Annotated in this window: 29 protein-coding genes and 2 rRNA genes (1 of these 31 only partly in view); 24 read left to right on the forward strand and 7 right to left on the reverse strand. The window is 36.3% G+C overall.

Annotation, left to right across the window (positions count from 1 at the left end; translation table 11 throughout):
• Both THESIDRAFT1_RS06500 and rrf read left to right on the forward strand, forming a co-directional pair.
• Positions 1 to 2,295, forward strand: a 23S ribosomal RNA gene (locus THESIDRAFT1_RS06500) (it extends 587 nt beyond the left edge of the window).
• Positions 2,296 to 2,327: 32 nt separating this feature from the next.
• Positions 2,328 to 2,436, forward strand: a 5S ribosomal RNA gene (gene rrf, locus THESIDRAFT1_RS06505).
• Between the two features lie 42 nt (positions 2,437 to 2,478).
• On the opposite strand, the gene THESIDRAFT1_RS06510 is transcribed toward rrf, so the two are convergent.
• On the reverse strand, positions 2,479 to 2,697 hold the full coding sequence (locus THESIDRAFT1_RS06510) for a sulfurtransferase TusA family protein (RefSeq protein ID WP_003871399.1): 219 nt from the start codon (positions 2,695 to 2,697) through the stop codon (positions 2,479 to 2,481).
• A gap of 11 nt (positions 2,698 to 2,708) precedes the next feature.
• Positions 2,709 to 3,602 (reverse strand): LysR substrate-binding domain-containing protein, encoded by an 894-nt coding sequence (locus THESIDRAFT1_RS06515; RefSeq protein ID WP_003871398.1) that lies wholly within the window; start codon positions 3,600 to 3,602, stop codon positions 2,709 to 2,711.
• Between the two features lie 190 nt (positions 3,603 to 3,792).
• Here THESIDRAFT1_RS06515 and THESIDRAFT1_RS06520 point away from each other — a divergent pair, with 190 nt between their 5' ends.
• The 17 genes from THESIDRAFT1_RS06520 (at position 3,793) to THESIDRAFT1_RS06600 (ending at position 16,765) form a co-directional block, all read left to right on the forward strand.
• A complete protein-coding gene (locus THESIDRAFT1_RS06520; RefSeq protein WP_003871397.1) occupies positions 3,793 to 4,035 on the forward strand; it encodes a sulfurtransferase TusA family protein in 243 nt (80 codons plus the stop codon).
• Between the two features lie 20 nt (positions 4,036 to 4,055).
• Positions 4,056 to 5,072, forward strand: coding sequence for a thiosulfate transporter TsuA (tsuA, locus tag THESIDRAFT1_RS06525; protein WP_004402267.1), 1,017 nt, complete (start codon positions 4,056 to 4,058; stop codon positions 5,070 to 5,072).
• A gap of 52 nt (positions 5,073 to 5,124) precedes the next feature.
• Positions 5,125 to 5,478, forward strand: a complete 354-nt coding sequence (locus THESIDRAFT1_RS06530; RefSeq protein ID WP_003871395.1) for a DsrE/DsrF/TusD sulfur relay family protein — start codon at positions 5,125 to 5,127, stop codon at positions 5,476 to 5,478.
• A gap of 12 nt (positions 5,479 to 5,490) precedes the next feature.
• Positions 5,491 to 5,850, forward strand: a complete 360-nt coding sequence (locus THESIDRAFT1_RS06535; RefSeq protein ID WP_006569884.1) for a DsrE family protein — start codon at positions 5,491 to 5,493, stop codon at positions 5,848 to 5,850.
• 12 nt (positions 5,851 to 5,862) lie between these two features.
• Positions 5,863 to 6,141 carry a sulfurtransferase complex subunit TusB gene (gene tusB / locus THESIDRAFT1_RS06540; protein WP_004402266.1) on the forward strand — a complete coding sequence of 93 codons (279 nt, stop codon included), beginning with the start codon at positions 5,863 to 5,865 and terminating at the stop codon, positions 6,139 to 6,141.
• Positions 6,142 to 6,176: 35 nt separating this feature from the next.
• On the forward strand, positions 6,177 to 7,586 hold the full coding sequence (gene lpdA, locus THESIDRAFT1_RS06545) for a dihydrolipoyl dehydrogenase (RefSeq protein WP_006569885.1): 1,410 nt from the start codon (positions 6,177 to 6,179) through the stop codon (positions 7,584 to 7,586).
• Positions 7,587 to 7,674: 88 nt separating this feature from the next.
• On the forward strand, positions 7,675 to 8,055 hold the full coding sequence (gene gcvH / locus THESIDRAFT1_RS06550) for a glycine cleavage system protein GcvH (RefSeq protein WP_003871391.1): 381 nt from the start codon (positions 7,675 to 7,677) through the stop codon (positions 8,053 to 8,055).
• A gap of 457 nt (positions 8,056 to 8,512) precedes the next feature.
• Positions 8,513 to 9,925 carry a group II intron reverse transcriptase/maturase gene (ltrA, locus tag THESIDRAFT1_RS06555; protein ID WP_006569145.1) on the forward strand — a complete coding sequence of 471 codons (1,413 nt, stop codon included), beginning with the start codon at positions 8,513 to 8,515 and terminating at the stop codon, positions 9,923 to 9,925.
• A 186-nt stretch (positions 9,926 to 10,111) separates the two neighbouring features.
• The gene (locus THESIDRAFT1_RS06560; RefSeq protein WP_003871547.1) at positions 10,112 to 11,059 is read left to right on the forward strand and encodes an ROK family protein; all 948 of its coding nucleotides are present in this window, start codon (positions 10,112 to 10,114) and stop codon (positions 11,057 to 11,059) included.
• A gap of 10 nt (positions 11,060 to 11,069) precedes the next feature.
• On the forward strand, positions 11,070 to 11,642 hold the full coding sequence (locus tag THESIDRAFT1_RS06565) for a DNA-3-methyladenine glycosylase I (protein WP_003871546.1): 573 nt from the start codon (positions 11,070 to 11,072) through the stop codon (positions 11,640 to 11,642).
• A gap of 140 nt (positions 11,643 to 11,782) precedes the next feature.
• Positions 11,783 to 12,007 (forward strand): sigma factor G inhibitor Gin, encoded by a 225-nt coding sequence (locus THESIDRAFT1_RS06570; protein ID WP_003871545.1) that lies wholly within the window; start codon positions 11,783 to 11,785, stop codon positions 12,005 to 12,007.
• A gap of 67 nt (positions 12,008 to 12,074) precedes the next feature.
• Complete coding sequence (locus THESIDRAFT1_RS06575; RefSeq protein ID WP_003868907.1) at positions 12,075 to 13,496, forward strand: aminotransferase class I/II-fold pyridoxal phosphate-dependent enzyme; 1,422 nt, start codon at positions 12,075 to 12,077, stop codon at positions 13,494 to 13,496.
• Entirely contained in the window at positions 13,493 to 14,104 is a 612-nt protein-coding gene (tmk, locus tag THESIDRAFT1_RS06580) for a dTMP kinase (RefSeq protein ID WP_004402260.1), read from the forward strand. Before THESIDRAFT1_RS06575 ends, tmk begins: the two co-directional genes overlap by 4 nt.
• A gap of 13 nt (positions 14,105 to 14,117) precedes the next feature.
• Positions 14,118 to 14,447 (forward strand): cyclic-di-AMP receptor, encoded by a 330-nt coding sequence (locus THESIDRAFT1_RS06585; RefSeq protein WP_003868909.1) that lies wholly within the window; start codon positions 14,118 to 14,120, stop codon positions 14,445 to 14,447.
• Between the two features lie 10 nt (positions 14,448 to 14,457).
• On the forward strand, positions 14,458 to 14,898 hold the full coding sequence (locus tag THESIDRAFT1_RS06590; RefSeq protein WP_003868910.1) for a YaaR family protein: 441 nt from the start codon (positions 14,458 to 14,460) through the stop codon (positions 14,896 to 14,898).
• 8 nt (positions 14,899 to 14,906) lie between these two features.
• The gene (holB, locus tag THESIDRAFT1_RS06595; RefSeq protein ID WP_004402257.1) at positions 14,907 to 15,881 is read left to right on the forward strand and encodes a DNA polymerase III subunit delta'; all 975 of its coding nucleotides are present in this window, start codon (positions 14,907 to 14,909) and stop codon (positions 15,879 to 15,881) included.
• A 2-nt stretch (positions 15,882 to 15,883) separates the two neighbouring features.
• The gene (locus THESIDRAFT1_RS06600; RefSeq protein WP_003868912.1) at positions 15,884 to 16,765 is read left to right on the forward strand and encodes a PSP1 domain-containing protein; all 882 of its coding nucleotides are present in this window, start codon (positions 15,884 to 15,886) and stop codon (positions 16,763 to 16,765) included.
• Positions 16,766 to 16,778: 13 nt separating this feature from the next.
• Here the strand turns inward: THESIDRAFT1_RS06600 and THESIDRAFT1_RS06605 are convergent, their stop codons facing one another.
• The 4 genes from THESIDRAFT1_RS06605 to arcA form a co-directional block, all read right to left on the reverse strand.
• Positions 16,779 to 17,183 carry a DUF1634 domain-containing protein gene (locus THESIDRAFT1_RS06605; RefSeq protein WP_003868913.1) on the reverse strand — a complete coding sequence of 135 codons (405 nt, stop codon included), beginning with the start codon at positions 17,181 to 17,183 and terminating at the stop codon, positions 16,779 to 16,781.
• 4 nt (positions 17,184 to 17,187) lie between these two features.
• Complete coding sequence (locus THESIDRAFT1_RS06610) at positions 17,188 to 18,021, reverse strand: sulfite exporter TauE/SafE family protein (protein ID WP_003868914.1); 834 nt, start codon at positions 18,019 to 18,021, stop codon at positions 17,188 to 17,190.
• A 110-nt stretch (positions 18,022 to 18,131) separates the two neighbouring features.
• The gene (locus tag THESIDRAFT1_RS06615) at positions 18,132 to 20,291 is read right to left on the reverse strand and encodes an alkaline phosphatase family protein (RefSeq protein WP_006569888.1); all 2,160 of its coding nucleotides are present in this window, start codon (positions 20,289 to 20,291) and stop codon (positions 18,132 to 18,134) included.
• Positions 20,292 to 20,473: 182 nt separating this feature from the next.
• A complete protein-coding gene (gene arcA, locus THESIDRAFT1_RS06620; RefSeq protein WP_003868916.1) occupies positions 20,474 to 21,697 on the reverse strand; it encodes an arginine deiminase in 1,224 nt (407 codons plus the stop codon).
• Between the two features lie 138 nt (positions 21,698 to 21,835).
• On the opposite strand from arcA, the gene THESIDRAFT1_RS06625 reads away from it, so the two are divergent.
• The 3 genes from THESIDRAFT1_RS06625 (at position 21,836) to THESIDRAFT1_RS06635 (ending at position 24,412) form a co-directional block, all read left to right on the forward strand.
• On the forward strand, positions 21,836 to 22,582 hold the full coding sequence (locus THESIDRAFT1_RS06625) for a tRNA1(Val) (adenine(37)-N6)-methyltransferase (protein ID WP_006569889.1): 747 nt from the start codon (positions 21,836 to 21,838) through the stop codon (positions 22,580 to 22,582).
• Positions 22,583 to 22,584: 2 nt separating this feature from the next.
• The gene (gene rsmI / locus THESIDRAFT1_RS06630) at positions 22,585 to 23,406 is read left to right on the forward strand and encodes a 16S rRNA (cytidine(1402)-2'-O)-methyltransferase (RefSeq protein ID WP_006569890.1); all 822 of its coding nucleotides are present in this window, start codon (positions 22,585 to 22,587) and stop codon (positions 23,404 to 23,406) included.
• 136 nt (positions 23,407 to 23,542) lie between these two features.
• Complete coding sequence (locus THESIDRAFT1_RS06635) at positions 23,543 to 24,412, forward strand: cation diffusion facilitator family transporter (RefSeq protein WP_003868920.1); 870 nt, start codon at positions 23,543 to 23,545, stop codon at positions 24,410 to 24,412.
• A 35-nt stretch (positions 24,413 to 24,447) separates the two neighbouring features.
• Here the strand turns inward: THESIDRAFT1_RS06635 and THESIDRAFT1_RS06640 are convergent, their stop codons facing one another.
• Positions 24,448 to 24,699 (reverse strand): AbrB/MazE/SpoVT family DNA-binding domain-containing protein, encoded by a 252-nt coding sequence (locus tag THESIDRAFT1_RS06640; protein ID WP_003867347.1) that lies wholly within the window; start codon positions 24,697 to 24,699, stop codon positions 24,448 to 24,450.
• Between the two features lie 177 nt (positions 24,700 to 24,876).
• Here THESIDRAFT1_RS06640 and THESIDRAFT1_RS06645 point away from each other — a divergent pair, with 177 nt between their 5' ends.
• Together THESIDRAFT1_RS06645 and THESIDRAFT1_RS06650 are read left to right on the forward strand one after the other, a co-directional pair.
• The gene (locus tag THESIDRAFT1_RS06645; RefSeq protein ID WP_003868921.1) at positions 24,877 to 25,461 is read left to right on the forward strand and encodes a nucleoside recognition domain-containing protein; all 585 of its coding nucleotides are present in this window, start codon (positions 24,877 to 24,879) and stop codon (positions 25,459 to 25,461) included.
• 8 nt (positions 25,462 to 25,469) lie between these two features.
• The gene (locus THESIDRAFT1_RS06650) at positions 25,470 to 25,991 is read left to right on the forward strand and encodes a spore maturation protein (RefSeq protein ID WP_006569891.1); all 522 of its coding nucleotides are present in this window, start codon (positions 25,470 to 25,472) and stop codon (positions 25,989 to 25,991) included.
• Positions 25,992 to 26,071 lie beyond the last annotated feature (80 nt).

Genomic DNA, 26,071 nt, shown 5'->3' on the forward strand with positions numbered 1-26,071 from the left:
AGCAGATGATGGCGTACTTTTTGTAGAACGGGCCGGCGAGTTACGGTAGCAAGCGAGGTTAAGCGTAAAGCGGAGCCGAAGCGAAAGCGAGTCCGAAGAGGGCGGGAGTTTGCTGCCGTAGACCCGAAACCGTGCGACCTACCCATGGCCAGGGTGAAGCCGGAGTAAGATCTGGTGGAGGCCCGAACCACGTTGGCGTTGAAAAGCCATGGGATGAGCTGTGGGTAGAGGTGAAATGCCAATCGAGCACGGAGATAGCTGGTTCTCCCCGAAATAGCTTTAGGGCTAGCCTCAGGGTAGAACCTATGGAGGTAGAGCACTGAATGGGCTAGGGGCCAAGTAGGTTACCGAACCCTATCAAACTCCGAATGCCATAGGAAGGAACCTGGGAGTCAGACTACGAGTGATAAGATCCGTAGTCGAGAGGGGAACAGCCCAGACCTCCAGCTAAGGTCCCAAAGGGCATGTTAAGTGGTAAAGGAAGTGGGACTTCGAAGACAACCAGGATGTTGGCTTAGAAGCAGCCATACATTTAAAGAGTGCGTAACAGCTCACTGGTCGAGAGGTCCTGCGCCGAAAATGAACGGGGCTCAAACATGCCACCGAAGCTGGGGCTACCGCGGAAGCGGTGGGGTAGGGGAGCGTACTGTACGGGTAGAAGGCAAAGCGTAAGCTAAGCTGGACTGTACAGTAGAGAGAATGCCGGCATGAGTAACGAGAGTAAGGTGAGAAACCTTACCGCCGGAAGCCTGAGGTTTCCTGGGGAAGGGTAATCCACCCAGGGTAAGTCGGGGCCTAAGCCGAGGCGAAAGCGTAGGCGATGGGGAACCGGTAGAGAATCCGGTACCACCGAGGGCCGCAAAGAGAAGTGGGGACGCAGCGAGATAGGTGGAGCGTGCGGTTGGTAGAGCACGTCCAATCAGGCACCGAAGGGTACGTAGGCAAATCCGCGTACTGGCAGGGGCCTGAGAAGGGGAGCCGGAAGGCGAAGCCACCGAAGCAGCTGCCGAGAAAAGCCGCTATCGAGGTCCAAGGTGCCCGTACTGCAAACCGACACAGGTAGGCGAGGAGAGGATCCACAGGCGAGCGGGAGAACCCTCATTAAGGAACTCGGCAAAATGACTCCGTAACTTCGGGAGAAGGAGTGCCGAAAGGCCGCAGAGAAGAGGCCCAAGCGACTGTTTACCAAAAACACAGGTCTCTGCTAAGTCGGAAGACGACGTATAGGGGCTGACGCCTGCCCGGTGCCGGAAGGTCAAGGGGAAGTGTGAGAGCTCTGAACCGAAGCCCCGGTAAACGGCGGCCGTAACTATAACGGTCCTAAGGTAGCGAAATTCCTTGTCGGGTAAGTTCCGACCTGCACGAATGGCGTAACGACTTGGGCGCTGTCTCAACGAGGGGCCCGGTGAAATTGTAGTACTCGTGAAGATGCGAGTTACCCGCGATTGGACAGAAAGACCCCGTGGAGCTTTACTGTAGCCTGTCACTGGATTTTGGTAATTCTTGTACAGGATAGGTGGGAGACGGAGAAGGTAGGGCGCCAGCCTTACTGGAGTCGGCGTTGGGATACCACCCTGGGATTACCGGAATTCTAACCTATAGCCGTGGAACCGGCGTAGGGACAATGGCAGGTGGGCAGTTTGACTGGGGCGGTCGCCTCCTAAAGGGTAACGGAGGCGCCCAAAGGTTACCTCAGCGCGGACGGGAATCGCGCGAGAGAGTGCAAAGGCAGAAGGTAGCCTGACTGCGAGAGAGACATCTCGAGCAGGGACGAAAGTCGGGCTTAGTGATCCGGCGGCAGTGAGTGGGAACGCCGTCGCTCAACGGATAAAAGGTACCCCGGGGATAACAGGCTGATCTCCCCCAAGAGTCCACATCGACGGGGAGGTTTGGCACCTCGATGTCGGCTCATCGCATCCTGGGGCTGAAGTAGGTCCCAAGGGTTGGGCTGTTCGCCCATTAAAGCGGTACGCGAGCTGGGTTCAGAACGTCGTGAGACAGTTCGGTCCCTATCCGTCGCGGGCGAAGGAAACTTGAGAGGAGCTGTCCTTAGTACGAGAGGACCGGGGTGGACGAACCGATGGTGTACCAGTTGCACCGCCAGGTGCACAGCTGGGTAGCCAAGTTCGGAGGGGATAAACGCTGAAAGCATCTAAGCGTGAAGCCCGCCTCAAGATTAGGTTTCCCACCCGAGAGGGGTAAGACACCTCGAAGACCACGAGGTAGATAGGCCGGGGGTGTAAGAGTGGAAACACTCTTAGCTGACCGGTACTAATCAGTCGAGGACTTGACCGAGAAGGCTTTGTGCAGTTTTGAGGGTCTAGATTTCCGGTGGCGATAGCGGAGGGGAAACACCCGTTCCCATTCCGAACACGGAAGTTAAGCCCTCCAGCGCCGATGGTACTGCTTTCGCGGGAGAGTAGGTCGCTGCCGGTAAAATTTTATAAAGCCCCCTTTATGAAACTCCTGTAAAGGAGTTTATTTTTTTATATATACTTCCCAGACGCCAGTTAACACTTCCTCTATTTTTAAAGTGCAACCTATTTTAGAAAAGTATGTTTCTATATTGTCCAAACTACAGCGATGGTCTACAACTACTTTTAATACATCCCCTTCTTTCATTTCTTCATATTTTTTTCTGGTTTTTAAAAGAGGCAAAGGACAGATTTCCCCCATACACATGATTTCATGAACCATTTGCATCACCTTTAGCAGAAAAATTTTTTACCGCTGTTTTTTATAAAGTCGATGAAATCAGACTTGGATTTTTTGTAAATCTTTTTATTGTATATGATTGAATAAGTGTAATTAAATTCTATGTCTTCAACCTGAACTATGGACAAGGTCTTAGTATATAATTCTTTCTTTATGGCTATATAAGGTAAAATAGACAGACCGTGTCCTGCTGCTACAGAGGACTTTATCGACTCAATAGAGGGAGATTCAATTTCAATTTTTAGTTTTTTGATGTCAATTCCATTGGCTAGAAGTGTTTCTTCAATTACTTTTCTTAGAGCGCACTTTTTGTGTATTATAAAAAAATTATAACGTAATAATTTGTTTTTTAACAAGCTTTTTTCTTCCCAATTACCGCTTGCAACAAAATGCATTTTGAATTCTCCCAAAGGTATACAGGAAATATTTTCATCGACATAACAGCCTTCTATAAACCCAATATCTATTCCTCCTTCTTTGATGTTATAGATTACTTCTGGTGTGAAATTGTGTTCTACATGAACTGTCACATTCTTATACCTTCTCTTAAATTCGTGAAGAGTGCAAGGGAGAGCATATTGGCCAATAGTGGGGCAAGAAGAAATTGTAAGCCTATTTATGCAGTCGTTTTCGCAGCACTCTAAGTCCTTAATCATATTATCGCATAGATTTAATATCCTCTCTGCATACTGATACACCAATTCCCCAGCTGGGGTAGGAATGACTCCTCTGTTACTGCGCTTTAAAAGAGTAACTTTTAAGTCTTTCTCTAACGCTTTTATTTGTTGACTTATAGCAGGTTGTGAGAGATACAATTCTTTTGCTGCGGAAGAAATGCTCTTGTAGTATACGGTTTTATAAAATGCTCTTAAATTTTCAATATTCACAATACCCCCCCCTGTTTGTTAAAAAGCTATCGCAATACAACGTTTCGTTTCGTTAAGTTTTATTATACTACAAAGTTTGTTATAAGTAAAACTAATATTACATAAGAATTTCAAATGATATGAGAAGAAAATTTTATAGTATAATGAAACTAGAATGTTAAAATGATAACAAAGTGAGGAGGAATGTAAAATGGGTAATGATGTTAAACCTACCTATACTTTAGACGAAAGAGGTGAAGTGTGTCCAGTTCCAGATGTAGACACGAGAAGGAAGCTTAAGGAGATGAAATCAGGGGAAATTCTTGAAGTGCTTATTGACTATGCGCTTTCCAAAGAAAGAATCCCAGCTGGAGTTAAAGAAGTAGGAGGGGAAGTCATCTCTATTGAGGAAATTGGACCCAGTGAGTGGAGAATTCTCATTAAAAAGCTTTGATAAGTTGAGGGGGAGATTTTATGGATCCGAGGTTACAGGGGCTTTTAGTTGGGATTCTTTTTGGAATTGTTTTGCAAAGAGGTAGGATGTGTTTTAACTCTGCTATTAGGGATGTCAAAATGACAAAAGATAATTATCTCATGAAAATGGCTCTGGTTGCAATACTTGTAGAGACGATTGGCTTTCATCTGGCGGCGCAACTGGGTTGGATTAAATTAAATCCAAAACCTTTGATTCCTCTCGCTCAGATCATAGGCGGTTTCTTATTTGGTATGGGCATGGTTCTAGCAGGTGGTTGTGCCAGCGGTGTTACTTATAGGATAGGCGAGGGATATATAACAGCATTTATTGCAGCAGTCTTCTACGGAATCACTGCAGCAGCTGTAAAAGGTGGTCCTCTATCATTTGTAAACAATTGGCTGGGGAAGCCTATCACTACCACTAACAATCCCGGTGGATTGTATGGGGCAAAAGATGGAGCTGTAAATCTAACTGTTGCAAATCTGCTTAATATTAATCCATGGATTGTTGCAATCATTTTTGCAGTAATACTTTTGATCATAGTTATTGTGTGGAAAACAACAGAGAGAAAAGTGTCAGGACTTGATTGGATTACAGGTGGCATTGCTCTTGGCCTTGTAGGAACTATAGGATATATTTCACAAAAAACTTATGCTCTTGGAATTACTGGGGGTTGGGTAAATCTTTTTAGAACTACAACTGCAAATATTAATCCAACAGAACCAATTCCGTACAACTGGGAAGGAATGGAAGTATTAGGGATTATAATTGGTGCATTTATAGCGGCTCTTCTTACAAAAGAATTTAGATTAAGAGCTCCAAAAGACCCAAAAACTTTTGTACAAGTTGCAATAGGTGGCGTTCTAATGGGACTTGGTGCAGGAAGTGCAGGAGGATGCAATATAGGGCACATTCTTTCTGGACTTCCCCATCTAGCTATAAGCTCAATTGTTTTTGCGGTATTTGCAGTGCTCGGAAACTGGTTTATGGTGTGGTACCTTTTTGAAAGAAGATAAATTGTGGAAGGGCTTTGCCCTTCCCACGAAATTTTAAGAGGAGGGGATAAATATGCATATAACAATACAGGTAAATGTACCACCTTATACAAATGAGGATATGGATACAGCCATTAATTTAGCGCAAACCCTTGTGAATAGGGGGCATAAAGTTTCAATATTTTTGTTTGCTGATTCTGTTCTTGCAACAAATAAACTGGTAAAGCCCATGAAAATTGATAGGAATATTCCGTTAAAACTTCAAGAACTTTCCGTTAAAGGGATAGAGGTTCACATTTGCGGCCTTTGTGCGCAGTATAGGGGAATTACAGAAGATATGAAAATTGAAGGTGCAGATTTTTCCGGAGTGCCGGAGATGGCAGCACTTATTTACAATTCCGATAGATACATCAATTTACTGCCATAGGAGGTGTAAAGAATGAAAAAAGTTTTATTTGCAGTGTACAATTCGCCTGTTGGGAGCATCTGGATAAATGAGGCTTTCAGAAGTGCTTTTGGCATGTATGGAGAAGACCTTGAACCGGTTGTACTTTTTGTAAACGAAGCAGTTCTTGCAGTTCGTAAACAATGCAAACCAGAAATAACTGGATGTTTACCGCTCTCTATTACATTTAAATATTTGGAGAAATACAATACTCAAGTATATGCAGTAAAAGAAGACCTTGAAAAATATAGCATAAAAGAAAATGAGATTGAACCTCATTGGAATTTAAAGACGATAATAAAAGAAGAACTTCCAGAGTTTGTACATTCTTTCGATAAGGTAGTATTCTTTTAGGAGGGAAAAGATATGGCGTTAGTAATTGTTAAGAAAAGTCCAGCTGATAAACTTTCAGAATTTTTGTTGAAACTTGCACTGCCTCAGGATAAAGTTATTTTCATACAGGATGGGGTCATTTTTGCAATTGAAAAAAATCTAAAGGGCCTTGTAAAAGAAGGGGTTGAGCTCTTCGCGCTTAAGGAAGATTTTATTGCAAGAGGATTTGAAGAGAGTGAAAGCCAAATTCCTTTGATAGATTATGAGGGATGGGCTGATCTTATAGAAAGGGATGAGAAAATAATTTCTTAGAGGTATGATTGGCTATCACGCTGGAGGTATGTCAAATGAATGGAGAGATAAAAGTGGCTGAATTCTCAGATGTCAAGGAATATGATTTAGCTGTAATAGGGGCAGGTCCTGGAGGATATGTTGCTGCTATTAAAGCTGCTAAAAAAGGTGCAAAAGTAGCTTTATTTGAAAAAGATAAATTAGGTGGTACCTGTTTAAACAGAGGATGTATACCGACAAAAGCTTATGCAAGAATTGCAGAAGTGTATGACATTTTAAAACGAGCTGGAGAATTTGGATTTGATGTAAAAGTGAACTCTTTTGATTATACTCAAGTTGTAAAGAGAAAAGATGATATTGTAGGGGAGCTTGTTGAAGGCATTAATGCTTTGCTGAAGGCTAATGGAGTAGATGTTTTTAATGCTGAAGCAAAAGTTGACAAAGAAAAGAATGTACTATTTGGAGAAAACAAAATCAAAGCGAAAAACATTATTATTGCAACTGGGTCATCACCTGCTGAACTTCCTATTGAAGGCATTAACTCCAAAAATGTCATGAATAGCGATACTATTCTTGAAATGACCTCTTTACCTCAAAGTTTATGCATTATAGGTGGCGGAGTAATAGGCATGGAATTTGCTTTTATAATGAATCAATTTGGAGTAAAAGTGTCAGTTATTGAAATGATGCCTAATATTCTTCCTACACTTGATAAAAAGATAAGCTCATCTATTAAATTCGTTGCACAAAAAAGAGGAATCAAGATATATACTTCTTCAACGGTTGAGAGAATAGATGAAGAAGAAAACGGTGGGAGTATAGTAACAGTTAAAAATGGTGAAAATATAAAGCGCATATACGCAGACAAGGTATTTGTGTCTATAGGGAGGAAGTTAAATACGGATATTGGTCCAATTGTAGAACTATTAGAATTTGAAGGAAAAGCTATTAAAGTTGATGAGCACATGAAGACAAATGTAGAAGGAGTTTATGCAGTAGGTGATGTCACAGGCAAGATGATGTTAGCTCATGTTGCTTCAGCACAAGGGGAAGTAGCAGTTGACAACATTTTTGGTGAATCATCTACCATAGATTATATGAAAATACCTGCTGCAGTATTTACAGAACCAGAGATTGGATATTTTGGTTATACCGAAGAAGAAGCGAGAAAGAAATTTAAAGAAATAAAAGTAGGAAGATTTGATTTCAAACACAATGGAAGAGCTAAAACTTATGGAGAAACAGAGGGCTTTGCAAAGATAATTTCAAATGAAAATGGAGAAGTAGTTGGTGCATGGGTAGTAGGTAGTGGAGCTTCTGAACTTATTCACATACTTTCAACGGCTTGTCAAGAAGGTGTGGATGCAGAAGCTTTGAAGAAAGCGGTTTATGCCCATCCTACCCGAAGTGAAACTATTATGGAAGCTGCTAAGGACATCTTTGGGGAGTCTATACACAAAGTGTAATTTTCTTAAATACAACTATTATTAAAAACTAAAGTTTGGTAGTTTTTTAAATGGACAAAATATTTCATGAAATAGGAGGTTTTCCAAAGTGGAAGTTTTGGAAGGATTGTACTATTCGAAAGACCATGTATGGCTCAAAATAGAGGGAGATAAAGCATATATAGGAATAACTGACTATGCACAGGATTCTGTAGGAGATATAGAATACATTGAATTGCCAGAAGTAGGGACGGAATTCACTGCTGGCGATGTACTTGGAGTTCTAGAATCAGCAAAAGCAGCCTCTGACGTTTATATACCAGTGGATGGAAAAGTGGTTGAGGTAAACAACAATATTGTTGATGACCCTTCTCTAGTAAACAGTGATCCTTATGGTAGTTGGCTTGTATTAGTAGAACTTAAAAACAAATCACAACTTGAGGATTTAATGACAGCCGAAAAATATAAGAAATTATTGGAAAAAGGATAAAAGAGAATGCCTGAAAGGGCATTCTCTTTTTGTGTGCGTGCGCCCGGCATGGGCGATAACTAGGCGGTGAAAGTCCGCTGTGGGCTTGGTAGTGGGAACCACTAGCCAAGAGCAAGGGTGTCCATCGTGAGGTGGAATCTGAAGGAAGCTTAAGGCAAAATCTCGGTCTGATGAACAAGAACCAGATAAGAGGCTGAATTGGGATGGATGAGTTTGCGTAACAAAACGAAGTCCAACACTACCCGAATCCCATACAGTAAATCTGGCAGATATATGAGATGAAAGTTATCGTTCTTACCCGGGGAGGTCTCAAGGATAAGTCATGGAAGTAAAATCTGAAGTGACAACCCATACAGTGATGTATGGTTGAACCTTGAGAAGTCAGCAGAGGTCATAGTACTTATCTAGACATGAATAGATAAGGAAGGACCGAACGTTAGGAGGTTTTGGAAATCTTATGGACTCGAAAGATATGCAGAGACTGCAGACAACTCAACAAAGAGGCTATCCGTTGAATAGAGAAATGGAATTTCAAAAGACAACGGAAGTGCATAGTATATCATCGGCGTCGGAAGATGGAAGAAACGAGGTACAAAGATATACCGGCAAGATGCTTGAAATGATAGTAGAACGAGGGAACATGGAAGCAGCATACAAGCGCGTTGTTGCAAATAAAGGAAGCCATGGAGTCGATGGGATGGAAGTAGATGAACTTCTACCGTATCTCAAAGAAAACTGGCCAACCATAAAACAACAACTGCTGGAGGGGAAATACAAACCACAACCAGTGCGAAGAGTAGAAATTCCCAAACCAGATGGAGGAGTAAGACTACTAGGAATACCTACAGCACTAGATAGACTAATACAACAAGCAATAGCCCAAATACTGAATAAAGTCTACAACCATACATTTTCAGATAGCAGTTATGGATTCAGACCAGGACGCAGTGCAAAAGACGCAATAAAAGCCGCAGAAGCATACATAAATGAAGGATACACATGGGTTGTAGATATGGACTTAGAAAAGTTCTTTGACAGAGTAAACCACGACATAATAATGTCCAAACTAGAAAAGCGGATAGGGGACAAAAGAGTACTAAAGTTAATACGAAGATACCTAGAATCAGGAGTAATGATAAACGGAATCAAAATATCAACAGAAGAAGGGACACCCCAAGGAGGGCCATTAAGTCCCCTATTAGCAAACATAATGTTGGACGAACTAGACAAAGAACTTGAAAGGAGAGGGCACAAATTCTGCCGATATGCAGATGACTGCAACATATATGTAAAAAGCAGGTCTGCAGGAAACAGAGTAATGAAGAGCATAAAGAAATTCATAGAAAGCAAATTAAAACTAAAAGTCAACGAAGCAAAAAGTGCTGTAGATAGACCATGGAGAAGAAAATTTCTTGGATTTTCATTCTACACAAAAGAAAACGAAGTAAGAATAAGAATCCATGAAAAATCCATCAAAAGGTTTAAGGAAAAAGTAAGAGAAATAACCAATCGGAACAAGGGAATAAGCATGGAAAACAGAATAAAAAGACTAAATCAAATAACAACAGGATGGGTCAACTATTTTGGATTAGCAGACGCGAAAAGCATAATGAAAACCCTTGACGAATGGATAAGGCGAAGACTAAGGGCATGTATATGGAAACAATGGAAGAAGATAAAAACGAAGCATGATAACTTAGTAAAACTAGGAGTAGAAGAACAAAAAGCCTGGGAATACGCCAATACAAGGAAAGGCTACTGGAGAATATCCAATAGCCCAATCCTAAATAAGACTCTTACAAATAAATACTTTGAAAGCATAGGTTATAAGAGTTTATCCCAAAGATATCTAATTGTACACAATTCCTAATGAACCGCCGTATACCGAACGGTACGTACGGTGGTGTGAGAGGACGCTGAATAAAATAATTATTCAGCTCCTACTCGATTGACTTTATTAATAATTTTAGTAATGCTATAATTATTTAAAGGTTTTTTATCCAGAATGGTATATATAATTCTTTAAAGGTAAGAATATGGCAATGGAGGGATAAAAATGGTGAAAATCCTATGCGGTGTGGACTTAGGGGGGACAAAGATAAGTACAGGGCTTGTAGATGAGAAGGGCAATATCATAAAGAGCATCAAAATACCTACTATGGCAGAAAAAGGGCCAGAAGAAGTAATTAAGCGAATCGAACAAAGTGTTTATGACGTTTTAAAAGAAGCAGGATTAAAAATATCTGATTTAAAAGGAGTTGGGATTGGATCTCCAGGGCCCCTTGATGCCAAAAGGGGGGTAGTTATAAGCCCACCTAATCTTCCAGGTTGGGACAATGTTCCCATTGTGGATATTTTATCTCATAAGCTGGGAGTTGAAGTAAAATTAGAGAATGATGCAAATGCTGCAGCTATTGGAGAACATTTATTTGGCGCAGGAAGAGGTATAGACAATTTTGTTTATATAACTGTAAGTACTGGGATTGGTGGTGGCGTGATAATTCAAGGAAAACTTTATAGCGGAGAAAATTCTAATGCAGCTGAGATTGGGCACCATACTATAAATTTTAATGGGCCTCGATGTAATTGCGGAAATTATGGGTGCTTTGAGGCTTTTGCTTCTGGTACGGCTATTGCGAGATTTGCTCAAGAAGGAATTCAAAATGGGAAAGATACAATGATAAGGGATTTAGCCAAAGATGGAGTAGTAAAATCGGAACATGTATTTGAAGCGGCAAAATTGGGAGATGAGTTTGCGGAAGAATTGGTTGACAATGAAGCTTTTTATCTTGGAGTGGGAATTTCAAATATCATGGCTTTTTATAATCCAAAAAGAATTGCCATAGGTGGTGGCGTATCCACTCAATGGGAGATGCTTTATGATAAAATGATGGAAACAATAAAGAAAAAAGCTTTAAAGCCTAATGCCGAAGTATGTGAAGTAGTAAAAGCAGAGCTTGGAGAAAACGTGGGTGTTTTAGGAGCGGCAGCATTACTTTTATAAGAGGTGAAATATGAATAGGTGTCCTTGGTGTCTTAGTGACGACATTTACATAAAATATCATGATGAAGAATGGGGAGTGCCTGTTCATGAGGATAAAAAACATTTTGAGTTTTTGGTTTTAGAATCGGCACAAGCAGGTCTTAGTTGGATTACTATTTTAAGAAAAAGAGAAAATTACAGAAAGGCCTATGCTGACTTTGACCCTATAAAAGTGTCACAATATGACGAAAAGAAAGTAGAAGAACTCATAAAAAATAGTGGAATTATAAAAAACAGAAAGAAAATAGAGGCTTCAATACACAATGCAAAAAGGTTTATAGAAATACAAAAGGAATTTGGAAGTTTTGATCAATATATTTGGGGTTTTGTAAATTATAAACCTATAATAAATGCGTGGGAAAAAATTGAAGATATACCTTCTAAAACTGAATTATCAGATAAAATCAGCCAAGACCTTAAAAAGAGAGGATTTATTTTTATAGGTTCTACTATTATATATTCCTATATGCAGGCGGTTGGAATAGTAAATGATCATTTAATAAGTTGCTTTAGATATAAGGAGTTAGTTGAGACTTTTAAATAATACAGGCAGGGCTTGGTGCAATTTGCATTGAGACTTGCTTTTTTTCTTTTACGAAAAAATATAATGAAATTAGGAAATACAAAAAAGGGTGAATATATTTTTGCACAAAAGGGAATAATTACATTAGAAAATTTTGAAAGATGGTGTTGCATATGGAAAGTATAGCAACGAAAAGGAAATGCTTTATATGCGAACAGGAATCACAAGATGGAATAGAAGTGTTAGGAAAATTTCTTTGTACAAATTGCCAAGAAAAATTGATAAACTTATCTCCTTTTGATGAAGGTTATGATTTTTACAGGCAAAAAATGATAGACATATGGGAAGGCTATATGAAAGACATAAAATATGAAAACCGGATATGAATCCGGTTTTCATATTTTTATGGTATAATCAAAATAACGAAAAATTATGATTATACGGAGGTATTGTATGACAGCTCCATTATATGAAGCACTTATGGATTATGCAAAAAACCAAATTATACCTTTTCACATGCCAGGTCATAAACAAGGAAGGACTTTTCCAGGAGAATATCTTGTTAATTTGGCAAAGATTGATCTAACAGAGGTACCAGGACTTGACAATCTTCACAACCCTGAAGGTCCCATACTTGAGGCACAAAAACTTGCAGCAAAAGCTTTTGGGGCAAGAGAGTCTTTTTTTCTTGTAAATGGGACGACATCCGGCATATATGCAGCGATGTATGCAGTGTTAAATCCTGACGATAAAATACTTATAATGAGAAATTCTCACAAATCTGTGTACAATGGCCTTGTATTGACAGGAACAGTGCCTGTCTATATAAACCCGGAAATTGATTATGAAGACGGTATTCCAATGGGAATTGACATAAACAAATTGGAAGAATATTTAAAAAAAGATGAGGCTATAAAAGCAGTTGTGATGACTTATCCCAATTATTACGGGTTCTGTAGCGATATCACAGGAATTTCTGACATTGTTCATAAATACAATAAAATTTTAATTGTAGATGAAGCCCATGGAGCTCACTTTCCTTTTTCTAATAATTTGCCTCTTTCTTCTATACAGGCAGGAGCAGATATTGTGGTACAGAGTGTACACAAAACCTTGTCTTCTTTTACTCAAAGCTCTATACTTCATTTGAATTCTGATAGAGTAGATACAAATCGACTAAAATATTCTTTAAGCCTTTTTCAATCAACATCTCCTTCTTATATTCTCATGTCCTCCCTTGACATTGCAAGAGATTACATGGAGAAAGAAGGTAAAAATAGATTAGAAAAAGCGATTATTCTTGCTGATTATGCAAGATATGAGATAAACACCATTGAGGGAATAAGATGTTTAGGTAAAGAAATAGTAGGCAAATACGCCATTGTTGACTTTGACAAAACCAAACTTACTATAAGTGTAAAGAACTTAGGTATAAAAGGGCCTGAAGCAGAAAAGTTTTTGAGAGAGAATTTTAATATACAGGTAGAGATGGCCGATACTTTTAATATACTTGCTATGGTTACATTAGCGGATGATAAAGAAAAGGTTGACCTTTTAATAAAGGGGATAAAAGGGCTTGCAAATGTAAAAAAAGATAAAAAAACAGCTGAAGAAGTAGCAGCTTATCCTGATACTCCAGAAATGGTTTTAAAACCTTCTGAAGCAGTAAGGCAAAAGACTAAATTAATATCTTTAGAAGAAGCAGAAGGCCGTGTTTCTGCAGACTTTATTATCCCTTATCCTCCAGGTGTTCCACTTATTTGTCCGGGAGAGCGCATAAAAAAAGATATGGTAAAATATATAAATGTATTATATAATAAAGGTATTAAGATATTAGGTCTTAAAAATAACAGCCTATTGGTGTGTGAAATATGAGAGGAAAATTTATAAGCTTTGAAGGAATAGATGGATGCGGTAAGACTACTCAGATAAAATTTCTGGAGGAGTATCTTTTAAAACAGGGTTATAATATTTTGGTATTAAGGGAGCCTGGAGGCACAAAAGTTGGAGAAAAAGTTAGAGATATTTTATTAGATAAAAATAATTTTATTTCTCCAGTTACAGAAATGCTTTTATACGCTTCTTCTAGGGCTCAGCTAGTGGAGGAGAAAATTTTGCCCGCCCTTGAAAAAGGCCAAATTGTAATTTTAGACCGCTTTGTAGACAGTTCATATGTGTATCAGGGATATGCAAGAGGTTTAGGGATAGAAAAAGTTAAGTTAGTTAATGAAATAGCTACAATGGGGATTTTGCCTGATGTAACAATTTATATAGACATTACTCCTGAAGAAGCAATGAAAAGGCGAGGAAAAAGAGAAGCAGACAGATTAGAAAAAGAAAGTTGGGAGTTTCACAAAAAAGTGAGAGAGGGGTATATTAAATTAGTTAAAGAATTTCCTAAAAGGTTTGTATTTATAGATGGAATGCAAGAGCTTATGAAAGTGCACCAAGACATAATTGATGTAGTAAAAAAATATTTATAAGGAGGGCAATAACATGAAATTAGTGTTAGCTATTGTGCAGGACGAGGATGTAAGAAGACTTATGGATGGCCTGACTGAAGGGGGATTTAGCTTTACGAGAATAGCATCTACTGGTGGATTTTTAAGGTCTGGCAATACAACTTTGATAATAGGTGTAGAAGACGAAAAATTAAATGATGTTATCAGCATAATAGAGAAAAAATGTAAAACTCGCGATAGAATAATTACTTCTCCTACACCTATGGGTGGTGCTACAGACATTTTCCTGCCACAAGCCGTTGAAGTTACAATTGGTGGAGCTACAGTTTTTGTATTAAATGTAGAAAAATTCCTTAGAATTTAGGGTGTTTGACATGAGAATTGAAGAGGTAAAATCTCCAAAGATTTCATCTGATATAAAAAGTGAGTACAATAAGTCTTATAGAGTTTCTAAAAAATTTATTGATACCTTTGACGAAGAATTAGAGCAATTTCATCAAGATAAATTGAATGGGATTTTATCAGAGATAGACAGTGCAGCACAAAAATTAAAAGAAAATTTAACTTTGCAGGACTTAATTAATTACAAAAAACTTGTAAAGAAGTTTTTACAGGAAGCGACAAATGGCATGTTAAAATACACCAAAAAAGAATACGTCGACTTAAGAGGTAGGAAGAAAATTTATTCTCTAGTGGAAAAAGTAAATGACAAACTAGAAAAGCTTACAGAGGAGTTTTTAAAAGATTCCAAGCACTTGGAACTTTTGAAAATGATAGATGATATAAGAGGATTATTAATAGACATATATTCATAGGTGATAGCGTGTATAGGATTTATGGGCATGAAGCCGTATTAAATATTTTTAAAAATGTAATATCTCAAAATAAAATTTCAAATGCTTATTTGTTTGTAGGAGAAGAAGGATTAGGGAAAAGATTTATGGCAGAGTATTTTGCCATGATGATAAATTGCAAAGGGGAAACTGCAAAGCCTTGCTTTAGGTGTAGTTCTTGCCTAAAGATAATGGATAAAAATCATCCAGATGTGTTTTTTATAGAGCCGGAGGAGAATTCTATAAAAGTAGATACTATAAGATATATAACTAATGAAATCAATATAAGACCCTATGAAGCTAACAAAAAGATTTTTATTATAGACCAAGCTGATAAAATGACTGTAGCAGCTCAAAATGCCTTTCTCAAAACTTTAGAAGAACCTCCCTTATATGGCCTTTTTATATTGATTGCACCACAACAAGAAGAGCTTTTGCCTACGATTGTCTCTCGCTGTAATATAATTCGTTTTAATAAGGAAAATAAAAATACGATAAAGAACTATTTAATGTTTGAACACAATATTCCTGAAAAAGAAGCGGAAGTGTTAGCTCATATTGCTGATGGTAATTTTGCTCAAGCTAACAAATTAGCTAATAAGGAATATTTAAATTTTAGAAGAGAGGCAATACAAGAAATAGAAAAAATTCTTGCTACGAAGGGATTTGAAGTGATAGAGGAGTTTGAGTTTTTTGATAAGAATAAAGACAATATAGAAGAAATTTTAAAAATTCTACTTTCCTATATGAGAGATTTGTTAGTTTTTAAGGCTACAAAAGATGCCTCTTTCATAAAAAATATAGATTTTTTAAATAGAATACAGAAAATGGAATCTCGATTGACTATCAATAAGCTTAATAATATAATTAATAGAATAGAGCAGTTTAATTCACAGATTAATTCAAATATAAACTATCAATTAGCAGTAGAGAATCTACTTTTAGATATGGCGGGAGGTTTATAATTTTGGTTACTGTTGTGGGTGTGAGATTTAAAAAAGCAGGGAAGATATACTATTTTGACCCAGGGGATTTGCCAATAAAAGTAGGAGATAAAGTTATAGTTGAAACAATAAGAGGGATAGAATTTGGCGAAGTAGTTGTCGGTATAAAAGAGGTGCCAGAAGAAGAGATTGTGGCTCCTTTAAAAAAAGTAATAAGGATTGCGACACCAGAAGATGTAGAACATTATTATGAAAACAAGAAAAAAGAAGCTGAGGCTTTTGAAATATGTCTTCAGAAGATACAACAGCATGGTTTGGAAATGAATTTAATTGATGTAGAGTACACTTTTGATAACACCAAAGTCATATTTTATTTTACTGCAGAAGGCAGAGTAGACTTTAGAGAATTAGTGAAAGATTTGGCTGCAGTTTTTAGGATGAGAATAGAACTAAGGCAAATAGGAGTAAGGGATGAGGCAAAAATCATAGGAGGTTTAGGACCTTGTGGAAGGCCTCTATGTTGTACCGCCTTTTTAGGGGAATTTGAGCCTGTTTCTATCAAAATGGCTAAAGACCAAAATTTATCTTTAAATCCCACCAAAATATCGGGTATTTGCGGGCGATTGATGTGCTGCTTAAAGTATGAACAGGAGATGTATGAAAAAATTAGAGCAGAGCTTCCTAAGGTTGGCAGCATAATAAGAGTTGGAGATAAAGAAATGAAGATTGCAGAAGTAGATGTGATTAGACGAAAACTCAAAGTAAAAATGAAAAATGTAGAAGGAATAGAGATAATAAAAGAGTACGATCCTGAAGAAGTGGAAGTTATAGAAGAAAGAGAAGAAATTGAAGGAACCTACGAGGATGAACTATTTGAGGAGGACTTAGAAAAAATAGAGGAATAAATTTCCTCTATTTTTATTCTACTTTTCCAAGTATGAAGCTTATTATTAAAATTATAAAAACGAGTGTAGTGATACCCGCATACAAATAATCTTTTTCGTACAAAAAAGTAATTATAGATACGGCCACCCGAAATACAGGCGTTAATATAAGTAATAAAAGTCCTGTAAGGATGATAGCATAAGGCTTTAAAGAGATGAAACCTTTTAAAATTTCACCTGGTGAAGTGGGATAATAACCAATAGGATATCCACTTTTCCCTGTTATTATAAGCATTAAAAGGCCTATAAGAATGACAATTGCGCTGGTGGTAACCCCTATATTTAAAGCCTTGCTTATTATAAGTTCCATAGCCATTATTTTTTCATTTTCTTTATTTTCTTTTTTTAACATTAAATCTTTATTACTTTCTCTTTCCATGGTTTTACACCCCTAAGCCTTTTATAAGCATTTGAATAGAAATATAGGCGAGCACTGGTATAAATATTTTCCTTATAGTAGTATTTTTAAGTTTTTCCATTATTCTTGTTCCCAACATTGCTCCTAATAGAACTCCTAAAGCTACTGGACCGGCTATTTTTGGGTCTATATAACCTCTCATTAAATACACACCTGCACTGGCTGCAGCAGTCACTCCAATCATGAAATTGCTTGTAGCGGTAGAGACCTTCATAGGCAATTTCATAAATAAATCCATTGCCATAACTTTAAAAATACCACTTCCTATTCCTAGAAGTCCTGATAAAACGCCAGCTACATACATTGTTCCAAAACCGCTGTAAACTCCCGCTACTTTGTATTTTACTTCTTTATTTAACACTTTGTCAAAATAAGACCCTTCTAATTTCAATTTTTTAGCTAAAGGGTGAGATACGACATTTTGAGGCAATTCTTCATGCCTTTTTCTAAGCATAGCCAAAGCCGAATACAAAAGCACAATGCCAAAAATTATATAAAGATATTTTGGGCTTATCAATCCTGCAATGTAAGCTCCTGTTATAGCTCCTGTAGTTGTAGCGATTTCCAAAAACATCCCTATTCTCAAATTTGTAATTTTGTCTCTCACATATGCAACTGCTGCCCCACTGGAAGTTGCGATGACTGAAACTATACTTGCACCTATAGCGTATTTGATATCTACACCTAATAACAAAGTAAGAGCTGGAATTACAATTATTCCTCCTCCTAATCCTAAAAGGGCTCCAAAAATTCCTGCTATAAAAGAAAAGGCGAGAATTTCTAGAGAGGTTAAAACCACATTATCATCTCCTTGTTTTTGTTGGGTCAATTGCTACAATAACAATTATAACATACCCTTTAAAAGGAGCCAAATATAAAGGCTACAGTGATTATTTATTATACCTTCCTTTAAAGGAGTAGTAAAATAGGAGGTATTGCGTATATACAGGTAGTGGCTGCTGCTACAATGCCAGCATCGTTGAAGGCAAGAGCAAAAAGCATACCTACGATACTGCCAAAAAATCCGTAATACACGTATTTATAATTTTTGAAGATGTTTTTAAGTACTCCCGTTGGTCTATAAGATAGTATAAATAGTACTAAAATAGATATTATAAGTACCCATGACCATATAGTGTATCTTATAAGGTTAAGCTCCATTTGAAGCTTTCTTGTAAAAATTTGGAACAAAGAATTTATACCTTCACTTTTTACAATAATAGCTGTTTGGGCCATATGGGTAGTAGTTCCAAAAAACATTGAAGCTATAAACATCAAAAATAGTAATATTACCATAGAGATAAACATTATTAAAAAGGTCTTTTTATTTATTTTTACTCCAAAGAGCATCAAAATTGTGGAACCAAAAGCCATAAAACCAGTTATAAATCCACCGACTTTTGCTCCAAATTGTGGTAGAACCATTAACCAAAATGCAACAGTAAAAAGAATAAAGCCTAAAATTTTTACGCTCTTGGTTTTATATTTTTCAATTAATGCCATAGTTCCCATAATTGAAGAACCTATCAAGACTCCCATGTATTCATTTCCTATTCCATAGAACCTAGCTCCGCTTATGACGTCATATCCTAATATAGAGTTTTTCATCAAAGGAGAATTAAGTAACAAATCTATTATTATTGTGATTGTGGTTACCAAACTTATTACCATTAGTCTATCTAAATCATTTTTTACAAAATACATGATTAACCCGTCAATTAATCCAGTTAAAACAACAACAGCCACAATGTTTAAGTAAAGAGATAAGGGGCCTAATAAAGGCAGAATTAAAAATGTCAGAGGAACAGTCATTACTCCTAAAATTATAGGTGTCAAATACTTTAAATATTCTTTTTTCAAGAACAATAGGCCTATATAAAGTATTAGCACAATGACTAAAAACAAAACGTAACTTTTCAATACCAATGGTCTAGCATTGTGGACAGAAACTATCATTTTATCTGCGTTGATAAGATAACCAAGGGCGTTTTGGTATTTGATGCTTTCAATTGGATGTCCCAACATTTCTACAGGGGGTTCTATGTTAAAGTATGATAATATTGTTGGTGCTATGTCTAAATTTGTAATAATTCCTTGGCGCTTTGTAGTATTAGAAGTCGCAAAGCCTTGTGAATAAGAAGGACCTGCTATTATTACAGGGGTAATTAAATTGTTAATTTGTATATCTTGATTAGAAGGATAAGGAGTCACGACAATAAATAAATCTTTAGACAAATCCAAATCAGATAATATTTTACCTATAAGTTTATCAGATTCATATAATGCCTTTTCTCTGTAACGCTGAGCCAAGGAAGGGGAAGTATATTTAGAAAATACATCTGCCCTTAAAATATCTCCAGGGTCTATAATAATGAGGCCACCATTTTTACTGTATTCTACAAATTTATTGTAAAGTTTTTCATAATCGGCTTTTACCATGTAAGGACTATTGTCATCTTTTACTAATAAATCTTCGCTAATATCTCCCTCAGATATCCCGTTTTTGTCCATGCCAATTAAAGGGGCATATCTTTTATAGGATATTCCTGAGGGAGTCTTTATGTCAGAGTTCCCTAATACGTACACGTTAATTTCATTTCTTTTTAAAAGTTCACCTAACAATCCCGGCGTAACAGTATAATTTAAAGTAGAAGCTTGATTTATTAAATCTTGTATTCCTAAGTTAACTATATTACCTTCTTGTGGAAGTTTCCCAGTGTAAAGGTGATATAATTTTTCTGCAGAAGTATAGCCATAAACTTCATCCTTGTTAAAACATAAGCTACCCATTTCACCAGCCGAAGCTCGGCTACCTGTTCCTATGGTGAGATAAGAAGAAGGTTCTGAATAACTTCCGGCTGCTCTTGTATTCATAAGTGCTAAGGAACCTATGTCTAATAACTTTTTTATATTTGGAAGATTGTATTTAGCAAGGTCATTAATACTTGTCCTATCTAAAATAAAGAGCACTGCTATTTTATTCTTTGTTGGAGATGCAAAAGAAATTGAAGGGGAAACTGCAAAGAAAATAAACACAAGACATAAAAAAATTGCAAAAAACTTTTTCATAGATTATCCTTCCTTTTCAATTAGTAAATTGACACCCAAACATTATACCATTAAATTATTAAAAATTTATTAACAACAGAAAGGTTAAATCTGTTAATTTGTTAATAACTTTTCAATGCAAATTAAAAAATCCCCTTTTTTATGCTTTAAATTTGTGCATAAAAAGGGGACTGTGATTTAATTTATTCTCTTAAAAGGGGCATAGTCATACAACGAGGGCCGCCTCTTCCTCTTGAAAGTTCCGACCCTTCAATAGGGATTACCTTTATTCCTTCTTTTTCCATTATTTTATTAGATATTTCATTTCTAGAATAGGTTACAATAACTCCCGGAGCGATAGCTAAAGTGTTTGTACTGTCATTCCATTGTTCTCTTGCAGAAGTTATTGCATTTAACCCGCCAGTTGGTATTATATCTATTGTGTAGAGATTTAGCGCATTTTTTAATGCTGTTTGCAAATCTTTTTCCTGATGTATAGAGAAACCTTTTTCCTCTTTTATGATGCTAAATACTCTCAACTCGTTTTTTATTCCTGGATAAAAAACAAATCTGTTTGTGTCAACCATGGTGAAAACTGTATCTAAATGCATATAAGAACGGTTTATAGGGATTTGCACTACCAATATTCTTTCGACAGAGGAACCTTTTTCAAATAAATTATGGGCTAATTGTTCTATTGCCTGAGGAGTTGTTCTTTCACTACATCCTACTGCAATTACTTTTTCGCTTAATACCAGCACATCTCCGCCCTCTATGGAATGAGGATAGCTATCATCATACCACCAAGGAATATTATTTTTTCTAAAAATTTCATGATATTTATAAATGTATTTTAATATTAGAGTTTCTGGTTTTCGCGCTGCTGTTTTCATAGAACTTATCATTAAGCCGCCATCTATCATTGCTCCGGGGTCTCTTGTAAAATAAAGGTTTGGTAAGGGCTTTATATAAAAATAATTATCTTGGTATATGTATTCTGCTAAACCCATCATAGATTTTTTTATCTTTATTTCATTTAGAGCCAAACCTGCAATTGCTATTTCGGCAACCTCGTTTGAAGATTTTTCTTTAAGGAATTCTTTTAAATAGTTATTGATTTTTGGAGAGGTAACTCCATTTACTTGAAGTAATTCCTCAATAAATTTTTCTTTTACATCTTCTTCTTTTAATATTTCTTCTAAGAGATTTTGTAAATACAGTACTTGGACTTCATTTTGCTGCAATACTTTTGCAAAGTTGTCGTGTTCTTCTTGGATCCTTCTAACCCAAGGGATATCGTCGAAAAGAAGCTCGGATAAATTTTGAGGGGTCAATCTTTCCAATTCTTTCCCTGGCCTGTGCAAAATCGTTGTTTTTAATTTATTTATTTCTGAATTTACGCGGGGAGCAGTAACTACTTTTGTCAACTTTTCATCCTCCTAATGTTTAAATTCTTTATATAGTATACTGTGCACTACTTCAATTTTCAATACGTATTTAAAAAGTTAATAAAAACTTTTGGCAATTGTGATAAAATAAATCAAGAATATTATAGAGGTGATAAAATGTTAAGAGATGGGGAAAGATTAGATGAATTAAACTTGAAAGATTTAGTTATAATTCAACACAAGGATAAATTTAAATTCGGAATGGATGCGGTATTGCTTGCTAATTTTGTTACTGCTAAAAAAGGAGATAAAATTGTAGATTTAGGATGTGGGTCTGGCATAATACCTATTTTAATTGCTGCTAAAACTCAAGATACCTTTATTTACGGTGTTGAGATACAAGAAGATATGGCGGATATGGCTACAAGAAGTGTAGTTATTAATAAAATGGAAGAAAGAATAAAAATAATAAAAGGCGATGTAAGAGGATTAGAAAAGATATTAGGATATGAAAAATTTGATATAGTGACTTCAAATCCTCCCTATATGCCAGTAAAAACGGGATTTGATAAAAAACAAAAGTCAGAAAATATCGCGAGATACGAAATATATGGAGGACTTGAGGAATTTATAAAGGCTGCTTCGAAACTTTTAAAATTTGGAGGAAAATTTTTTATGATTCATAGAACAGAAAGATTAGTTGACATTTTGTATTTTTTGAGAAAATACAATTTAGAACCTAAAAAATTGAGATTTGTGCATCCTTATGTAGATAGTAAACCCAATCTTTTGCTAATAGAATCAAAAAAAGGTTCTCAGCCAGGTTTAAACATATTGGCTCCCCTTTATGTGTATGAAAAAAGTGGAGAGTATACAAAAGAAATTATAGAAATATACTCTAAAACGCAATTAGAGGAGGAATAAAGATGGAAAATTATGGGGTATTATATTTATGTCCCACTCCTATTGGTAATTTAGAAGATATAACTTTAAGAGTTTTAAAAACTTTAAAAGAAGTTGATATTATAGCTGCCGAAGATACGAGGCAAACTCTTAAACTTTTAAATCATTTTGACATAAAAAAACCTCTTACCAGTTACCATGAACATAACAAAAGGACAAAAGGGGTAAAACTTATAGAGGAATTAAAAAAAGGGAAGTCAATTGCCTTAGTTACAGATGCAGGTACACCTGCAATCTCAGACCCTGGGGAAGACCTTGTGAAACTTTGCATAGAAGAAGACATAAAAGTTGTGTCATTGCCTGGTCCAATTGCTGCAATTACCGCTTTAGTTGCTTCAGGATTAAATACTTCTTCCTTTGTTTTTGAAGGTTTTTTGCCGACAAAAAATAAAGAAAGAGAAGAAAGGCTAAACCGTATTTCAAAAGAAGAGAGAACTGTCATACTTTATGAGGCACCTCATCGTTTAAAAGAAACTCTCCACGAATTGAAATCTTATGTAGCTGAAAGAAAGATTGTCATAGCAAGAGAACTTACTAAAATTCATGAAGAATTTATAAGAGGGACAATAGATGAGGTTTTAACGAAACTGGGGGATGAAATAAAAGGTGAAATTGTACTAATTATTGAAGGAGCACAAAAACAACAAGTTGAAGAAAAACCAGAAAAATTAATTCAAAAATACCTTGAGGAAGGAATGGATAAAAAAGAGGTTATTAAAAAAGTTGCTAAGGAATTGGGAATACCCAAAAGTCAAGTGTATAAACTTACTATAGGAAAAAAGTAAAGAAGTTGGAAATAATAGTTATTATCAATTGAATTTGATTTTCAATATCCCAAATTAAAAATATTTGCATATTTTTCACCAATAAACTATAATATATATCAACAGTGAAATTTCAATTGAGAATATGGAGGATGTTATGAATAAACAAAACGCAGCTTTGCTATCTGTGGTTTCTAACAGTGTATTGATAGCTATAAAATTGTTGGCAGGTATACTAATGCATTCAGTAGGGGTAATTTCTGAAGCCATACATTCTTCAATTGATTTAATTGCTAGTCTAATTGCCTTTTTCTCCATACGAGTAGCAGTAAAACCCGCAGATGAGGACCACCCTTTTGGACACAGCAAATATGAGAACGTTTCTGGCTTTGTGGAAGCTATTTTAATTTTTTTTGCAGCTATACTTATCATATATGAGGCAGTGCGAAGAATAATTACTGGTACTTATGTAGAAAATTTAGGAATGGGCATTATTGTCATGCTTTTTGCATCTTTTGTAAATGGAGTAGTATCATATTTTTTGTTTAAAGTATCTAAAGAAGAAAATTCTATTGCCTTAAAAGCAGATGCAATGCACCTTTTAACTGATGTATTTACGTCTTTGGGAGTTACACTAGGACTTGTTGCCATAAAAGTCACTAAATTGGATATTTTGGATCCAATCATAGCTATTTTTGTTGCATTGCTTATTATAAAAGCATCAATTGAGTTGACAAAGGAAGCTTTAAAAGATTTGACAGACACTAGTCTTCCAGAAGAGGAAGTTAAAGAAATAGAGAATATAATAAAATCAAATTCTGAAATTACAAGTTTTCACAAATTGAGAACGAGAAAATCGGGGCCTCGAAGAGAAATAGACGTTCATTTGAGAGTGGACAGAAATTACAACATAGTAGACGCCCATGAATTGTCCCATAAGGTTTCAAAACAAATAACTGATAAATTCCCTGATTCCCATGTGATAATCCATGTAGAACCGGAAAGAAAAAAAGAAGAGGATAAATAATAGGAGGACACACCCTCCTATTATTTATCCTGCTATTAGTCTACAGATTTCTTTAACTCTTCAAGGCAATTTTTACATATATTTTTGCCTTTGTAGTTTATTACATTCTCAGCGTTGCCGCAGAAAATGCAAGCAGGCTCATACTTTTTGAGGACTATTTGTTCCCCATCAACATAGATTTCAAGAGCATCTCTTTCTGCTATGTTAAGTGTCCTCCTGAGCTCGATTGGTATTACTACCCTTCCCAATTCGTCTACTTTTCTTACAATACCTGTGGATTTCAACATTTTTCTCCCCTCCTGAGTTACAAAATTCGACAACTAAACTTCACTTATAATAATACCAAGTTTTGAAAAATAAGTCAACACCTTTTTTGGAATTTTTTAAGGTTAATAACATAAATTTTATTACATAAGAAGAAAAGCATAAACGAAGTTTTTTTGGTAATTTGGGAGGGCTATACCATGATAAATTACATATGGTTTTTTATGATAGCGATAGGAGTTTTAGTAGGAATAATAAATGGCAGAATGGCAGAAGTATCCAAAGCTATAATTGATTCAGCACAGACTGCTGTTGCTATTTCGATAGGGCTAGTTGGTGTAATGTCTTTATGGCTTGGAATAATGAAAATTGCAGATAAGTCAGGCCTTACAGATATTATCGCAAAATTACTAAAACCTACAATTATAAGGCTTTTTCCTGATGTGCCAAAAGATCACCCAGCTATTTCAGCGATGATAATGAATATATCAGCTAATATGTTGGGATTAGGTAATGCAGCAACACCTTTTGGGATTAAGGCTATGGAATACCTTCAAGAGCTTAATAAAAAAGACAGTGCTTCAAATGCTATGTGCCGCTTTTTAGTGATAAATACAGCTTCAATACAGCTTATACCTGCAGTGATGATTGGAATAAGGGCTTCTTTGGGAGCTAAAAATCCTGCGGATTTTGTGATTGTCAGCGTACTTTCAACCAGCACTGCTCTTGTAGCTGGCCTTATTTTGAATAAATACCTTGAAAAAATGCCTATATTTAAGGAGTGAAAATAATAATGATTAAAATTATATCTGAATGGATTATCCCCATACTTGTTTTTATTATTCCTTTTTATGGAATCATAAAAAATGTCAAAGTGTATGAAGTTTTTGTTGATGGGGCAAAAGAAGGAATTTCTGTAGTTGTAAAAATATTTCCAGCTCTTGTAGCGATGCTTGTGGCAATAGGCGTATTAAGAGCGTCAGGCGCCCTTGACTTGTTAGGGAAATTTTTAATGCCTCTTACAAATAAAATAGGCATGCCACAGGAGCTTGTGCCTCTTGCTTTAATAAGGCCCCTTTCGGGAAGTGGTGCTTTGGGGATTGCGACTGAGATTATAAAAACTCATGGTGCCGATTCTCTAATCGGGAAAATGGCTTCTGCTATGTATGGATCTACTGAGACCACTTTTTATGTTCTTGCTGTTTACTATGGGGCAGTGGGAATAAAAAAGATGAGACATTCTGTTATCTCTGGAATTTTTGCAGATATTGTTGCAATACTTTCGTGTGTATTTTATAGCAGATTATTTTTTTAATACTTGTATACTTTTTCACTTTTGTTATACTATATAGTGTAATGTTGTTTTGCCTTTTAAAAGGAAAGGAATGATTTTTT

This window comes from Thermoanaerobacter siderophilus SR4, from assembly GCF_000262445.1.
Lineage (GTDB): Bacteria > Bacillota > Thermoanaerobacteria > Thermoanaerobacterales > Thermoanaerobacteraceae > Thermoanaerobacter > Thermoanaerobacter ethanolicus.

What these genes read in the sequence shown, in the direction of transcription:
- THESIDRAFT1_RS06510 (WP_003871399.1), bottom strand. Translation starts at nt 2,697, where the DNA reads ATGGTTCATGAAATCATGTGTATGGGGGAAATCTGTCCTTTGCCTCTT.
- THESIDRAFT1_RS06520 (WP_003871397.1), top strand. Translation starts at nt 3,793, where the DNA reads ATGGGTAATGATGTTAAACCTACCTATACTTTAGACGAAAGAGGTGAA.
- tsuA (WP_004402267.1), top strand. Translation starts at nt 4,056, where the DNA reads ATGGATCCGAGGTTACAGGGGCTTTTAGTTGGGATTCTTTTTGGAATT.
- THESIDRAFT1_RS06530 (WP_003871395.1), top strand. Translation starts at nt 5,125, where the DNA reads ATGCATATAACAATACAGGTAAATGTACCACCTTATACAAATGAGGAT.
- THESIDRAFT1_RS06535 (WP_006569884.1), top strand. Translation starts at nt 5,491, where the DNA reads ATGAAAAAAGTTTTATTTGCAGTGTACAATTCGCCTGTTGGGAGCATC.
- tusB (WP_004402266.1), top strand. Translation starts at nt 5,863, where the DNA reads ATGGCGTTAGTAATTGTTAAGAAAAGTCCAGCTGATAAACTTTCAGAA.
- lpdA (WP_006569885.1), top strand. Translation starts at nt 6,177, where the DNA reads ATGAATGGAGAGATAAAAGTGGCTGAATTCTCAGATGTCAAGGAATAT.
- ltrA (WP_006569145.1), top strand. Translation starts at nt 8,513, where the DNA reads ATGGACTCGAAAGATATGCAGAGACTGCAGACAACTCAACAAAGAGGC.
- THESIDRAFT1_RS06560 (WP_003871547.1), top strand. Translation starts at nt 10,112, where the DNA reads ATGGTGAAAATCCTATGCGGTGTGGACTTAGGGGGGACAAAGATAAGT.
- THESIDRAFT1_RS06565 (WP_003871546.1), top strand. Translation starts at nt 11,070, where the DNA reads ATGAATAGGTGTCCTTGGTGTCTTAGTGACGACATTTACATAAAATAT.
- THESIDRAFT1_RS06570 (WP_003871545.1), top strand. Translation starts at nt 11,783, where the DNA reads ATGGTGTTGCATATGGAAAGTATAGCAACGAAAAGGAAATGCTTTATA.
- THESIDRAFT1_RS06575 (WP_003868907.1), top strand. Translation starts at nt 12,075, where the DNA reads ATGACAGCTCCATTATATGAAGCACTTATGGATTATGCAAAAAACCAA.
- tmk (WP_004402260.1), top strand. Translation starts at nt 13,493, where the DNA reads ATGAGAGGAAAATTTATAAGCTTTGAAGGAATAGATGGATGCGGTAAG.
- THESIDRAFT1_RS06585 (WP_003868909.1), top strand. Translation starts at nt 14,118, where the DNA reads ATGAAATTAGTGTTAGCTATTGTGCAGGACGAGGATGTAAGAAGACTT.
- THESIDRAFT1_RS06590 (WP_003868910.1), top strand. Translation starts at nt 14,458, where the DNA reads ATGAGAATTGAAGAGGTAAAATCTCCAAAGATTTCATCTGATATAAAA.
- THESIDRAFT1_RS06605 (WP_003868913.1), bottom strand. Translation starts at nt 17,183, where the DNA reads ATGGAAAGAGAAAGTAATAAAGATTTAATGTTAAAAAAAGAAAATAAA.
- THESIDRAFT1_RS06615 (WP_006569888.1), bottom strand. Translation starts at nt 20,291, where the DNA reads ATGAAAAAGTTTTTTGCAATTTTTTTATGTCTTGTGTTTATTTTCTTT.
- THESIDRAFT1_RS06625 (WP_006569889.1), top strand. Translation starts at nt 21,836, where the DNA reads ATGTTAAGAGATGGGGAAAGATTAGATGAATTAAACTTGAAAGATTTA.
- rsmI (WP_006569890.1), top strand. Translation starts at nt 22,585, where the DNA reads ATGGAAAATTATGGGGTATTATATTTATGTCCCACTCCTATTGGTAAT.
- THESIDRAFT1_RS06635 (WP_003868920.1), top strand. Translation starts at nt 23,543, where the DNA reads ATGAATAAACAAAACGCAGCTTTGCTATCTGTGGTTTCTAACAGTGTA.
- THESIDRAFT1_RS06640 (WP_003867347.1), bottom strand. Translation starts at nt 24,699, where the DNA reads ATGTTGAAATCCACAGGTATTGTAAGAAAAGTAGACGAATTGGGAAGG.
- THESIDRAFT1_RS06645 (WP_003868921.1), top strand. Translation starts at nt 24,877, where the DNA reads ATGATAAATTACATATGGTTTTTTATGATAGCGATAGGAGTTTTAGTA.
- THESIDRAFT1_RS06650 (WP_006569891.1), top strand. Translation starts at nt 25,470, where the DNA reads ATGATTAAAATTATATCTGAATGGATTATCCCCATACTTGTTTTTATT.